General features: G+C 41.3%; 1 protein-coding gene. It reads left to right on the forward strand.

Annotated features, from left to right (window positions below; translation table 11 throughout):
• Position 1 precedes the first annotated feature (1 nt).
• Positions 2 to 16,957 (forward strand): DUF5776 domain-containing protein, encoded by a 16,956-nt coding sequence (locus ACOMA7_RS02565; protein WP_421391759.1) that lies wholly within the window; start codon positions 2 to 4, stop codon positions 16,955 to 16,957.
• Positions 16,958 to 17,047 lie beyond the last annotated feature (90 nt).

Here is a 17,047-nt window from a genome sequence, read left to right on the forward strand (position 1 = left end):
TTTGCAATACAATAAGAATGAAATTCAAAAAACCAATGATAAAAAGATTCTACGTAAAGTAAAGAAACAATGGGTTGTAGTCTCATTAGCTTCTTTTGCTTTTCTAGGTGGAACTTCGTTGGCATTAATGTCACACGGAGTTTCTGCTCACGCTGATAACAATACATCAGTTGTTCAAACTAATAACAATCAGCAATCATCGACCAATCAGTCCGATGATAATAATCAAACTGCATCAAGCAATGATCAACAAAATCAAAGCAACCAAAATGATGCTAACAAGGATAATGGTCAAAGTACTACTAACAATAGTACTCAAAGCCAAACCCAAAACGATAACATCAACAATAATGATGATCAACAACTATCAAATCGTTTAGGTTCTAGTGACCAATCCAACAATCAAACTACCGACATTGTTAACAATCAATCTGCAGATGCTGCAGCTAACTACCAAAAACATCTTCAAGGTAATACTAAAGATGATAATGATAACAATGCTCAATACACTCAAGCCATTAACAAAGGTGTTAATGACGCTTACAGTAATCGTAAAGCCGACAATGATGACATAACTGATAACAACAGCAAGGAACTATACAGTGCTGCTTACGAAGGGGTTAATGCCGACCAATCAAAGAGCGTATCTGATAACATGGCAAGCTCATCAATCAATGATATCAAGAATGCAGCTGCCAACACTTCTTCAATGCTATACATTGCCTACAAGTATGGTGTTGATTTCAAGAAGACCGCAGATGCTGCATTTAACGATGCTACTACATCAGGTTCAGATGATTACACTCAAGGAAGCAATCGTCCTAGTGCTGATTCTGGTTTGCAAGCTATGTACGATAATGCCTACATGGGTGTTAGAAACGCTTTAAATCAACAATTCGATTCAAACAACAAATTTAACGTCTCTGGTTATGACGCCAGTCCAGACGATAAGAACGTACCACACAACAACACTAATACCAGTGCTGCTCAATACAAGGCAACCTTCAACAAGATGGTTAATGACTTTAACAACGGGATTGTTTACGCTAATAACAATGCTCAATTTAATAGTGCCATGGTTGCCTCAGGTACCAACAACATTCAAAAAATTGTTTTAACTAACAACATCTCTTCAAACGGAACTGTTACCAACCTAGGTAACTTGACTATTGATGGTCAAAACAAGTTCTCACTAAGCGGTGCTTATACTTTCAACAAGTCTGATAATGGATCTGTTGTCAAAATTCAAAACGTTACCAGTTTAGGTAGTCCCTACGTTGTAAACGGTAATGGATTCGTTGAATACGATAACGTTAGATACAATGGTACTTTCGATAACCTATTCAATCCAAGTAACGGTAATGGTAACTATGTATTAGGTGCCAACGTTTACACTTCAGACGCAACTAACAACAATGGTGTAATTACTTACAATGAAACCTACAAGAACTTAAATACTTTAGGTGGTAAGTTCGTTGTTGGTGCAGATGGCCAATATTCATTTAATTCATTGATTGCCAATTACATCGTGTTCCAAGAAGGCTCAACTGTTAACTTGAACCCAGTGGAAATTGATAATCATGTATACAAAAGTAGCTGGGGAAAAACAGTTCAAACTAATAATTTGGATTCAACTATCATGCCTAGCTACGGTATTATCGCCAATAACAACATTAACGTGCACACCGGTGCTACCGTTAACATCACATTGAGTAATAATACTAACGGTATCCGTGTTGGAAACATTAACGATCCTTCAGATACTGGATCAGGTGATAGCGGAAACGTTGTTATCAAGGGGATTATCAACCTAGTTGTTCCAGACGGAGTTACACCAACTGCTTTGGATCCTAACTTAGTTAATAGTTCAAAAAACACATCATCTGTTGCTAGTGGATGGAACAACAAGCGTACTGACGCCGTTGTGTGGCTAGGTCACGGCATGCAAATCCTAAGTGGTGGTACATTTAAGGTTGACGCCAAGATTCCTACTACCACTAATGGTGGTTTGTACAACGCCTTTATCTATGGTCCATACTCAACCATGAACAACGGTAGTCGTAGAAACCAATCAACAAGTAAGATTATCGTTCAACAAAACGGTACTTTAGATATTAACATGAATACTGGTTCGAAGGATCACCCACTTCGTGTTGCCTTTCTACCAATCGTGGCTTTCAATCCAAAGAAGTTTAACTTAACATTGAATGTTACACCGGGAACCGCATTAACCGGTGCGGCTGGTCCTAAGCTAAGTCTATCTTCAATCGATGTCTTTGGTGCCATTTTGGATAATGGAAACATTGACAGTATTAGAACTAGCAGTGGTTACCAACTAAACCCATACATTTATCACTACCGTCGTAACGGTACTGCATTGGGTGAAAATGATGATAATTTTAACAGTAGTGAAATTTTCCAAGATATTAATGGGGTAACCAATGGATACAAGCCAGCTGGATCTGATAGTAGTAAGAAACGTTTCAGTTTCAGTTATCCATACACATGGTCAACAATTCCATCAACTGGTGTTACAGACAATGGGGTTAGCTTTGATACTGCTTTTGATTACCTACAATACTTCGTTCAATTGTACGAAGACATTCTTGCAAGTAAGCAACAATACAGCGATCAAGTCCAAAATGGTAACATTGTAACCAACGATACAAGTCGTTCAGGTGCATACAATCCTGATAAAGCTAAGAATGGTGACAATCCAACTCAAGCTGAAATCAATACAGCAATTGCTAATGTTTGGAAGAATGATGTTAGCAGGGTAAATGGTCAAACAGGTGTCTTAAATGATACTACCTGGGCAAGTGGCCTTAATAGTCAAAGAGCTTACTTGAATGGTCAAACATTCCAAGAAGTTGCTGGAATGAGCAAGAAGGAATTCATTAATAAGCTTAAGAACATTAATGATCCTCAACTACCAGGCATTATCATCAACATTGCCAACGCACTAGGTAAGACTGTTGCAAGTATGTCTAATAATTCAAAGGTTATCAGCAGATTCAATGAAGCCTTTAATGGTAATAATCCAAAGGTTATTTCAGGACAAAACGCCAGAAACGATACTTCCATCGACTTCTCTGGTTCTCCTTCAATTGAATTTGACCACAATATCGAAGTTTACCAAGATAATAATGGACACTACCATGCTAGGTTTGACGCCACATTAAACAACCCAGGTGACGATGCTAAAGAACACCAAGTTGAAATTCACTACGTTACCGGTTCATTTGATGCGAAGTCAAACAACGGTGATGTTTACCGTAATATGTACAAGGCTAATAACAATAGTGAAACATTAGCCCAAACCATTACACTTGATTCAAGCAATTCTACTACCCAAAGTGATGGCAGCATCAATTTCAGTGGTGATATTGATTTAGGAACTAAACCAGTTGATACCGTTGGTATTCGTTTGAATACATTCATGGGTACCGATTTAGCTGATTGGCAAGGATCCCCATACCAACCAATTGCCAGTGTAACTAGTTCCATTCGTCCAGGTAACAACAGTTACCAAACTAACGTTGAAGGTTTCAACAGTGTATGGACTCGTCTAGATGATGGACAAGAACTTAAGTTAAAGGGTAACTACGGTTCCGATAACGATATGCACTCAATTGCTGCTATGCCTACAGCACAAGGATTCTTGAACAATATTAGTGGTATCTTGAGTCACTTAAACGATAGTGATCAAAGTCAATCACAATACTACACAAACAAGACTTCAAGTGATCCACTACCAAGTCCTGAATATCGTGAATATTTAATTAATAACCAAAACATCACGCCATTTGATGATTCATCATACAGTGGTGCTGATAGTAATAACACAGATACAAGCTACGCCACAGTTAGAGTTATCGCTTCTAACGGTGCCAAGACTAGACTAGTTGGTATTACTAAGCTACCAATTTCAACAATCCTAGGAAACGGTACCCTAGATACCTCTAACTACCAAGCTAAGACTGCCTTTACCAAGCTAGCTAGTGACGTATCTAACAACAACAAGGGTTACGCACTTGATTTATCTAAGACTCCAATGAAGCAATACGATAAGTCAACTTACGACATCTACGTTCCGGATGTTCAATTCATGCAAGATGGTACATTGCTACCAATCGATACTCCTTCAGGAAGCAGAATTCCATTCAAGGGGATTGCTAAGGTTGATAAGAATACTGGTAACGTAATTTCCGTAACTCCACAACTACCTGGTTTCGCCGTTGTCCAAAACAACACAGGACTAAACCCTGATAGTTACGGTATGTACACAGTTCAACCAGCTGTTGGTACTGCCAATGTTTACCTAGATGATGCTAATGGTAACCCAACTGGATTAACCGCATCAGTTCAAGTAAAGGGTAACAGTGATGGCTCAGTTAACGCTGTTAAACCCGTAACTATTTCATCAGGTAAGAACGACGGATTACAATACGTCATTGATACTAAGACCAAGATTGGTATTGTTACCGATGCTAACGGTAACCCAACATACCACGTTCAATTAACCGCAACCAGTGACAAGAAGTACGTCAATGTTGTTACTCCTTCAGGTAGCCCAGTTGATCAAGGTGGTTACAGACGCCAAGATGCCGATGGTACTTTACACACCGTAACCTACCTACCAGGATTCGATTCATCTGCAAGTACTCAAACCACTGGTTCAGGCGCTAACCAAAAGGATGTTGTGACTCCATCTGCTACACCAGTAACCGTTAAAGTACCGGTATATCAACCAAACTCAACAACTCCATTAACTGTTAACGGTCAACCAGTATACGTTGACGTTTCTGCTCAAGGTCAAAATGACGGTACTTCAAAGATTACCGATGTGAAGGGTAGACAAGTCTTCAACACTGATTCTGGTAAGTACAAGGTTAATGTTGGTGATAATGTGAAGGCATACACTGACAACTCAGGAAATGTCATCACATACGTTGAAGGACAAGTTGATAAGGACGTCATCACCAAGACTCCAGCCGTTCTAGCTGACGGGCCAAGTGTTGATGGTGGTGCTACCGTTACAAATAGTGATGGTACATTGACTATCAAACCAGGGATGCCAGGTTTCGATGGTACTAACCCTGGTCAAATGAAGGGTAACAGTGCTGTTGTGGCTCCATCTGCTAACCCAGTTAAGGTTAATGTTCCAGTAATCAGCAGTGTTGACGGAAGTCATGTTGGTAAAATTGATGTGGATGTTCAAGGTAGAAACGATGGTCATTCATACGTTACTAATGTTGATTCACAAAATAGTTTCACAGACAGTAATGGTAATACCTACACCGTTAATACAGGAGCAGTATTAACTCCTCAATACAATGGTGGTAGAGTAACTCCAACAATCATAGTCACTCCTGAAACACCAGCAGACGTCGATTTAGGTGCGGTTACTGACAAGGGTAACCCAATCGCAGCAGGTGCAACTATTCATACAGAAAACGGTGTAAAGAGTTCAATCTCTAAGATGCCAGGTTTCGATGGCAGCACTCCAGCTAACATCGATGCTAACAACCACGCTGTATTGACTCCTTCAAAGAGTCCGGTTCAAACAACTATCAATGTTTACGATGCTCAATCAGGTAAGAACATTGGTACCATGACCGTTCATGTCCAAGGAAACTCTGATGGTAATTCATACATTACATCCGTAGATACTCCAAGCAATGCTACATTGACTGATGGACACAACGGATACAACGTTACAACCGGAACTGCAATTAGTGTGGACCCTAATGATCCAAGCAAGGTCAGCGTATCAGTTAACCCAACTTACGTTGGTACGGAACAAGTCAACGCTGTTACCGATTCAGGTAACGCAATCAAGGGTGGTGCTACCATCTCAGCTAACGCTTCAGGTGGTAAACAAGCTACTGCTAATATCCCTGGATTTGCTACAGCAACCAATGCCCAATTTGACAACAACGGTAACGCTGTCTTAGTACCTGCTACTGCACCAGTTCAAACTAACGTTGATATTGTCGATCCTGTAACCGGCAAAAAGGTTGGTACAGCGACCGTAATGGTACAAGGTAACGAAGACGGTAATTCATACATTACCAGTGTCGTTAGTGGCGGTTTCGTCGGAACTCAAGATGCCGATGGTAAGCACTACAGCTACACCGTTACTCCTGGTACTGCACTTGACTTGAACAAGGATAGCCAAGGTAACTACACACCAATTGTTAACGTAACCAAACAAGCATTTAACTATCAAACAGGTGATAAGGTTCCTATCCAACGTGAAGATGGAACCACACTTCCATTCCCTGGAACAATCAGCTATGACAAAAACGGTCATATGATTGTTACTCCTGATTTGCCAGGATATAACGCAACGCAAAATGACCAAGGTGGTTCATTTAACGTTACAACTAACCAAACACCTCAAGCTGTCAATATTCACATTTACAATGCTTTGACTGGTAAGGATACTAACAAGGTTGTTAATGTTTTAATCACTGGGCACAGTAATGCAAGCAAGTTAGATACAAAACCTGTTTACATTGATATTACAGCTCTATCAGACCAACAATCGTCAGGGGTTACTGCAGATAACAGTGATACAAGTAAACCAGTTGCTCAGATTACCGATAATGATGGTAACAAGTACACAATCAGTAATGTTCTAACAGTTAATAAGAATGTCTTAGTTCACGTTGCTGCAAATTCTTCTGATTCAAACTACTACTACCTATCATTGCTACCAGACGGTACGCCAGCTGACCAACAAACAGTTGATGTTGTTACTGCAAATGGTTCAAGCGTAGGTAAGGGTACTTACAACGCTAATACCGGAAACGGTGCACCATTTGTAACTCCAGACAATCCAGGTTTCACATCATCAAACGCTAAGAAGTACAACGGTCAAGACAAGTACATCGTTACACCAACCACAGCGCAAACTAACATCTCTGTTACAGATGGTAATGGAAATGTGATTGCGCAAAACGTCAGTGTAACAGTAAGTGGTGATAATAACGGAAATACTACAATTACCAAGGTACCAAACAACGGTACTATTACCGGCTCTGACGGTAACACTTACCAAATCAGCACTGGTCAAATCATTCAACCAAACCAACCAAACACTGTTGGTAATGGTTACAATACCACTGGGCAACTAGTGGGAATGGGTAATGTTCCTGTAACTTCTGATGGTCAAATGACTAACTCAACTATTAGTAATCTTCCAGTGACAACTGATGCTGACGGCAATCAAGTGGTTACAAAGAACACAGCAAGTGCGGATGGTTCATACATCATTCCTGCAGGAACTGTTGTAACTAAGGATGCTAACAACCAACCAAGTGTTGATGGTTTTGCATACAACCCAACTGATCAAACCGTTACAATCAGCAATGTTCATTTCATGCACAGAAAGAAAGACACTGGCCTAACTTCAGATATCAAGGGTGTACTTGGCCCAGATGGTACTATTACTGTTCAGAAAGACACCACATTAGTCGGCAATGACAACAATGCTTACACCGCTAAGGCTAAGACATTAATCAAAAAGGATGTTAATGACCAAGGTAAGATTGAATATCATGTTGAAACTGTTACTCACAAGATTAAGCAAGATGTTCCAGCAATTGCCGGAGCAAACGGTCCAGTTGTACCAGGTGGGGCAACCGTTAACTACGATCCAAACACAGGTGTAAAGACAGTTACTTCAAACGTTCCTGGATTTGGTTTGGATAACGGTCAAAAGACCGAAACAGTTCCGGCAAACACTGACACTACTCAATTCAAACTAACACCAATCAAGGAAACAATTGATGGTGTACACAACGACCAAAACGGTACAGAAACCGGCTCAACTACCGACCAACTACCAATTCAAGGTCATGATGATGGTACTGTCACTGTTGTATCCAACACAACTTCAAAGGATGGCAAGTACGTCGTTCCAGCAGGGGCTAAGGTAACCAAGAATGCTGATGGCACTTACCATGCTGAATCATTATCAAGAAACCCAGACGGCACTGTTACTATCAACAATGCTTCATATGATGGTGCTAACGGTACAAGTGTTGTTAAACCAGTTGTGGCTCATCTAAATGATGATGGTTCATTAACCGTTAACAGCGATACTGCCGTTGAAGATGGTAACGGTAATGTTTACGTTGCTAAGAAGGGCAGCAGCATTACTCCAGTAGTTAACCCAGACGGATCAACTACTTACCACATCGCCAGTCAAGTTCAACAACAAGACCAAGTCGTTCCAGCCAAAGCTGGTGAGAACGGTCAAACTGTTCAAGGTGGTGCAACCATCCATACCAACCCAGATGGAACTAAGACAATTACATCCAACGTTCCAGGATTCACTGGCGCTAATAACGTTTCAATGGACACTGACACCAGTCTTCCAGTTCTAACTCCTGGTATTACTACATTACCAACTACTCATGCTGATGATGACAAGAGTAATGACACTGGAAAGACAATTACCAACATGAGTGTTCAAGGACACGATGATGGTTCAATTACAGTTGTTAAGAACACCAAGACCGATGATGGTGCTAATGTTGCCATGGCAAACTCACCAGTTACCAAGAATCCTGATGGAAGTTACCATGTTCAAACTCTTCCATTGGATAACGATGGTAACGTTTTGATTAACGATGCAGCTATTACCGATGACAAGGGTAACAAGATTAACAGTCAAAATATTACTGCTCATCTAAATGATGATGGTTCATTAACATTGAACCAACAAGGCGGCGGTATTCACACCATTACTCAAGACGGTTACGCATACCAAGCTAACAATGGTACTTCAGTCGTGAAGACCGGTAACGGTTACCAAGTTAAGAGTGAAGACGATACCGCAAGAATTACTAATGCCACATTAATCGACGAAAAGGGTAATAAGGTTGATGGAACAGCCTCAATCAATGTTGATAAATCAACTGGTAAGGTGCTACCAAGTTCAGACCTATCAAATGTTGCTACTCTAGGTGGTAACCACGAAGGATACCACATTAGTAATCCTGATACTCAAACCGTTAAGTGGAGCGACGATAATGGTAATGTCGACACCAACGCTTCTGTTAAGGTTGTTGAAAACTATCCATATGATTTCATCAATGATGTTAAGTTCAAGAACTCATATACTGGTGAAGTCTTTACCGATGGTTCCAAGAAATATACTTTGAAGGTTACTCATTCAGATGGAATGCCAATTAATTACGGTACCAAGAATGTTTCCCAAGCAATTGATCAATTGCCAGATAACTATCTATACGATGCTGGTAAGAACATCATTGTTAACAAGAATGCTGACGGCAGTTACGAATATGTAATTCCAGTTGTTCCAACACAAGCTCAACTACCAACAGCCGTTATTGACGGTAAGGATAACCAAGAAAAAGCAGTTACCAAGTTGCCTGTAACCACTGCTAGTGATGGCTCAATCACCACTTCAGAAGATCACGTGGCTAAGGGAATGAATGATGATCCTAACTACTACTTCGTTCCAAAGGGTTCAACTGTTCGTCATGAAGCAGACGGCACTTACCATGCTGACGGATACACCATCCCCGCAAATCCAGATGGTACATTTAACATTACCAATGGACAATACGAAAAGGATGAAAACACTTCATACCCAGGTAAGATTACCGCAAACGTTGATCCAGATACTGGTAAGATTACCATCGCCAAGGCCTCAGTAACTAAGGCCCCAGATGGCACAATCTACCAAGTTGATGCAGGGGCTACAGTAACTCCTAAGTATGAAAACGGCGACGTTCAATACCACGTACCCGCACATGCAGTTCCAGCTACTCAAAATATTCCTGCTAAGACCGGTACTAACGGTCAACGCATCGATAATGCAGCCACAGTCATCATCAACCCAGATAATGGTACCAAGACAATTCAATCTAATATCCCAGGATTTGCTGGTCAAACCAATGTCCCAGTTGATCAAGATACTGGAAACGTTGTTTTAACACCAACTAACGATGTAGCCAAGGGTGTTCACTTTAACGCTGATGGCAAAGACACTGGTTCAACCGGTGACGTTCCTGTTAAGGGTAACCAAAATGGTGACATTGTCGTTACTAAGAACACTAAGTCAAGCGATGGCAAGTACATGGTTCCGGCTGGTTCTACTATCACCAAGGGAACTGATGGTAATTACCACGCAGAATCATTCCCAGTCAACCCGGCTGGAACTATTAACATTCCAAATGGTAGTTATGATGCTTCCGACAACACATCACAACAAGGTAAACTAATTGCTAAGGTTGATGACAATGGAAACATGACCGTCGCTAAGGCAACTGTTGCTAAGGATGATAAGGGTAATGTTTACATCGCCCACACCAACTCACCAATTACCAAGGAAGTCGGCCCAGACGGCACCGTTTCATACCACGTTAACGCTGAAAAGGTTGCTCAAGATCAACCAGTTCCAGCTAAGGCTGGTCAAAACGGAACCATGGCAGATGGCGCTGCTAAGATTCATGTAAATGATGACGGTAGCAAGACTGTTATTTCAAACGTTCCTGGTTTCAAGGGTTACGATATTCCAGAAGGTCAACCAGTATCAAACCCAGTAGTGCTAACACCTAGTGCAGGCACTATTAATGGAGTTCACATGGATGACATTAATGGTAACGACACTGGTTCAACCACCGATAATGTTCCTGTAATTGGACAAGACGATGGTTCAATCAAGACAACCAAGTCAATCACAACTCCAGACGGTAAGATTATTCTTGCTAACACAACTCTTACTAAGGATAAAGATGGTAACTGGCACGCTCAATCATACCCATACGATGCCGGAAACAGACAGGTAACATTGTCACAACTTCCAATCAAGGATGACAGGGGCAACGTTATCGATCACCAAGACGTAGTCGCAAATGTCGACCTAGCAAGCGGAACACTTTCAGTTGCTAACCCACAAGGAGTTCACGCAACCACAAGTACCGATGCATACCAAGCTGATGCTGGAACTCCAATCGTTTCAGATAACAACCACTTGTATGTAAACACCAAAAACGATACTGCCGTTATTCATAACGCTACATTGATTGACGTTCTAAATAATGCCAATGTCGGAAACGGTGAAGTTAGAGTTGATAAGACTACTGGTAACGTCTTAACCGCAAACCTACCAACTACTGGTGGTAACCAAAACGCAGGATTCCATGTTTATGACCCAACCGGTCAAATCGTTAAATGGAGCGATGCAAGTGGTAACGTTGATGACAACGCAATTGTTAGAGTTACCGACAATGCTCCATACCACGAAAACAACCATGTGAAGTTCCTAAACGTTTACAACAACCAAGTATTTACTGATAACACTAATAACCCATCAGTTAAGGTTAACGATGATGACTTACTACCAATCTTTGCTGGTAGTTCAAATGCTTCTCAAGCTGTCACTGGTATTCCAAGTGGATACAGCTATGCTAAGGGTAAGCAAATCACTGTTCAACAAACTAATAATGATGATGACAGTGATAAGGACAAGCGTACCTACATTGTTCCAGTTGTCCCAGCACAAGGTGAAATCACCAATGCTAGTGTCTTGGATCAAAAGGGTGACGTTAAGGTCGACCACAGTCAAACATTACCAGTTCAAACCAACGATGATGGTTCAATCAACACTACCAAGGATGTTATTTCCAAGGGTAAGGACGGCAACTACTACGTCATCACTAAGAACACCACAGTTGTACCAAATAGTTCTGGCGATGGTAGTTACACCACTCAAGGTAGCAAGTTAGTTGCTAACCCAGATGGTACTGTTGATATTGATAAAGCTCATCTAGATGACAAGACTGATCCTTCCAAGTCTGTAATTGGCAAGGTTTCAGCAAACGTCGATCCATCAAACGGCACAATGACTGTCAACAAGACCACTGTCGTAACTGATCCAACCGACCCAACTAAGGCATACCAAGTAAATCCTGGTGACCCAATTACTATCACTAAGGATGACAACGGTGAACCTGAATATCACATTCCAGCTACGATTATCGAACAAGATAAGAAGGTTCCTGCCCAAACTGGTCAAAACGGTACAGTTCAAGACAATGCTGCTACAATTCATGTAAATAATGATGGTAGCAAGACAATCATTTCAAACGTTCCTGGATTTACCGGTGACACCATTCCAAATGGTGAACCACTACCAACTAACCCAGTATTGAAGCCAACTACTGGTACCATCGATAATGTTCATATCCTTGATAACGATGGAAAAGATACTGGATCAACCATTGATAAACTTCCAATTCAAGGTCAAAGCGATGGCACAATTAAGGTAACTCAACCTGTAACTACTCCAAACGGTAGAATCATTCTACCTGGTAGTGAAGTCACCAAGGATAGCAATGGTAACTGGACAGTTCCATCATATCCATATGATGCAGGTACTCGTCAGGTAACATTGCCAAACGTTGCTGTGAAGGATGAACAAGGTAACGTTATCGGTGTTCGTGATGTCCACGCCAACATCGACTTGAACAAGGGCACAATGACTCTTGCTGATGAAAACGGTGTTCACATTGTTAAGGGCAAGCAAGCATATCAAGCAAATGCTGGTACCCCAATTAACAACAACAATGGGGCATTTTCATTGACTGCCAAGGATGATACCGCCGTAATCAATAATGCTACATTCATTGATAATAACGACGGTGCGCCTAAGGGTAACGGTCAAGTTATCATCGATAAGACCACTGGTCATGTTCTAGACGCTAACTTACCTAGTGGCGGATATGAAAACAATGGATTCCACGTTTACAACCCAGACTCACAAGTGGTTGATTGGATGGATAACAACGGAAACGTTGATCCAAATGCCAAGGTTGTAATTGCTGATAACTCACCTTACTCAGCAAGAAATAACGTTCAATTCATTGATATCTACACCAACAAGCCAGTTTCAGCTGACACTACTAAGTACTTCATCTACGCAAGTGATAAAGATAATACTCCTATCTATGCAGGTGGTGCGGACGCCTACAAGGCTGTTCCATCAATTCCAGATGGATACAAGTACGCAACTGGTAGACAAATTCAAATGGTTACTGACCCAACTGATAAAACTAAGACCTTATACCAAGTACCAATTTACCCATCTAAGGGTCAAATTGATAACGCCTCAGTTTACGATCAAGCCGGTAGTGTTCAAGTTGACCACGGTCAAACACTACCAGTAACAACTGACGATAACGGTAACATCACCACAAATGATAACGTCATTGCTAAGGGTAAAGATGGTAACTACTACATCATCCCAAGTGGTTCCAACGTCAACATGAACCCATCTGACCAATCATATGAAGCTGTTGGTAGCAAGTTGAACTCACCAAGTGATGGAATCGTTAATATTCCAAATGCTCACTACGATGACAAAGATGATAAGACAATGTCTGCTGTTGGACCAGTAACCGCTAAGGTTGACCCTGAAAAGGGTACAATGACAGTTGCTAAGACGGCAGTTGTCAACGATCCAACTAACCCAGGCAGAGCTTACCAAGTCAACGAAGGCGACCCAATTACCATCAAATCAGATGGTAAGGGTGGTGTTGAATACCATATGGATGCCACTCCAATTGTCCAAGATAAGTCAATCGATGCTCAATTAGGTGACAATGGTAAGACTCAACCAAACGGTGCCAAGGTTCATTACAACAGTGATGGTACTAAGGATATCGTTTCAAACGTTCCTGGATACACTGGTCAAACTGGATTGCCAAACGATGCTGATACAAGTCATGCTAAGTTGACTCCAGTTAACGATGTTGCTCACGACGTATCATTTGATACTGATAAGAAGGCCACTGGTTCAACTGGTGACGTTCCAGTTAAGGGTGATAACGATGGTAATATCGTTGTAACTCAAAACACCAAGTCAACCGACGGTAAGTACATGATTCCAAAGGGAACCAACATTACCAAGGGTGACGATGGTAAGTACCATGGTGATTCTCTACCAGTCAACGAAGACGGCACCGTAACTATTAATAACGCTAACGTTAACGATAGTAAGGGTGATACTAAGGCTCACAAGGACTTAGTAGCCAACGTTGACGATCAAGGTAACATCACAACTGCCAAGAATGAAATTGCTAAGGGTGATGACGGCAATGATTACATCATTCCTGCCGGTTCACCTGTAACCAAGAACCCTGCAACTGGTCAATACCAAGTAGCCGGAAATCCTCTTCCAATTAAGGATGGCAAGGTTACAATCGACAATGCCCACTATGATGACAAACTAGAACCAGGTAAGGGTGTCATCAACAGTATCGTGGCAAACGTCGATGAAAACACTGGTAAGCTAACCGTAAGTCAAGACACTGTTGTACCTGATCCAAGTGATCCAAGTCGTGTCTACAAGGCAACTGCCGGTGATCCAATTACCATCAAGCCTGATGGTAAGGGTGGTGTTGAATACCACGTTGATGCAACTCCAATCGTTCAAGACGAAAAGGTTCCAGCACAACCTGGGAAGAATGGTAAGTCTCAACCAGATGGCGCAACCATCCACTACAACGGTGATGGTACTAAGGATGTCATCTCAAACATCCCTGGTTACGCTGGCCAAACAAACGTACCATTTAGTCAAGACACTACTAAACCAGTATTGACTCCAACTCAAGGTACTGCTTCTGATGTCCACTTCGATAACGGTGGTAAGGATACCGGTTCAAAGGCTGACCTACCTGTTAAGGGTGATGACGATGGAAACATCATCGTAACCAAGACTACTAAGTCAACCGACGGTAAGTACGTAATTCCAGCTGGAACTACAATTACTAAGAATGATGACGGCACTTACCATGGTGATTCACTACCAATCGATGCAAACGGTGATGTTGATATCGCCAACGCTAACATCGTTGATGATAGTGGTCATCCACAAGCTCAAGCTGACTTTAGGGCCAGAGTTGATGACAATGGAAACATCGTGACAACTAAGACCAAGGTCATTAAGGGTAACGATGGTAACTACTACATTGTTCCTGCTGGTTCATCAATCACCAAGAATAAAGACACTGGAGCATACCAAGTAAACGGTACTAAGATGTCAGCCAACGCTGATGGTACTCTAAACATCGATAATGCATTCTACGATGATAAGAATGACAATACTAAGTCAGTCATTGGACCATTGGTTGCTAAGGTTGATCCAAATACCGGTGACTTAACAGTTGCTAAGACCTCAGTTGTAACTGACCCAACCATTCCACACCGTGCTTACCAAGCCGATGCTGGTGAACCAATTACAATTGAAGTTGATGAGAACAACAATGTTTCATACCATGTTGCCGCAACCCCAATTCAACAAGATGAACCACAACCAGCTCGTCCTGGTGAAAATGCAAAACCTGTTGATGATGCGGTAACTATTCACACTAATAACGATGGCTCAAAGACAATTGAATCCAACGTCCCTGGTTACGCTGGAACTACTATTCCAGAAGGTCAACCAGTACCAAGTGATCCAGTATTAACACCTGTTAATGATGAAATTAACGATGTTCACTTCAACCACGGTGGCAAGGATACTCAATCAATTGGTAACATCCCAGTTAAGGGTGACGGTAATGGAGCAATTATTGTAACTAAGCCAACTCGTTCAAGTGATAACAAGTACTTGGTACCTGCTGGGTCAACAGTTACCAAGAGTCAAGATGGAAGCTACCATGTTGAATCATTCCCAATCAACGCTGACGGCACAATTACAATTGACAATGCGCATCTCGATGCCAGTGATAAAACCTATGCAATTGGAAAAGTGATCGCCAAGCTTGATGGCAATGGCAACTTGATTGTTCAACACAAATCAGTTGTTAATAATGGTCATGGTTACAACTACACTGCTAATGAAAATACAATCATTAAGGTAGTTGTTAATAGCGATGGTACAACAACCATGCATGTAGTTGCGCTTAAGAGTCGTGCAGGTGAATCCCCTGAATCTGCCGGTAGAAAACGTGCTGCTAAGCTATTACCAGTTGAAAACTTGAAGCACAAGGATGCCGATTATGTATCTAGATACATGAAAGCATACAAGGCCGAATTGAAGAGAAAGGCTCCTTCATATGTATACAGTGTGAAGGGACTATACCTACACAGTTCAGCTCACTTCACAATCAAGAATCGTGTGAAGGGTTATGCTAAGAAACCAAGAAGATTAGCACATGTCTTCAAGGTTAGAGGCGTTGTTCTAGATCATAACAAGTACCCACGTCTAAAGGTTAATGGTGGTTACATCTACTTCAACAAGAACATTAGGGATGCATACTACCGTACTAACCATCCATTATTCCGTGTCATCAGAAAGACTGGAGTATTGGTTCACACAGACAAGAAGTTCCATTACGGCAAGAGACGTGTAATTAGACTTCGTCGTGGTGCATTAATCCACGTTAAGAAGGTTGTTAAGTACTACAGCATTACTCGTCTATACATTGGTAATGGCCAATATGTAACTTCTAACAAGACTTATGTTGCGCTTGCTAAGAAGAAGAGAGCACCACTTTACGTTTACTGGACAAACAAACGTGGAGTTTACGTAAATACTCACTTCACTCGCAAGAATGCCGTTAAGTACTTCTCTAAGAGACCAAGAAATAAAGCTAACGCATACAAGGTATTGAGAATAGTCAAGACTAAGAACGGTACTAAGTACCGCATTAAGAAGGGCTACATCAATGCTAAGAGCACAATTCCAGCATATTACGTTCGTCGTACTAAGCTAATTCGTGTCATCAGAAATAGGGGCATCTTAGTTCACAATGCTAAGAAGTTCACTAAGCGTAATGCAGTTAAGCATTTCAGAAAGAACGCATTGATCCGAGTACAAAGCGTAGCAAGATTCTACGGAATTACCAGATTCTACATTGGACATGGTGAATACATCACGGCTAATAAGACCTGGGTTAACAGAATTAAATAGAATCTAAAAATACCCGTTAGGATTTTTCCTAACGGGTATTTTTTATACTTTTGTCTAAATTTGGACCATCACTCCAGAAAAATAAGAAAA

This window comes from Apilactobacillus intestinapis (assembly GCF_049166695.1).
Taxonomy (GTDB): Bacteria; Bacillota; Bacilli; order Lactobacillales; family Lactobacillaceae; genus Apilactobacillus; species Apilactobacillus kunkeei_C.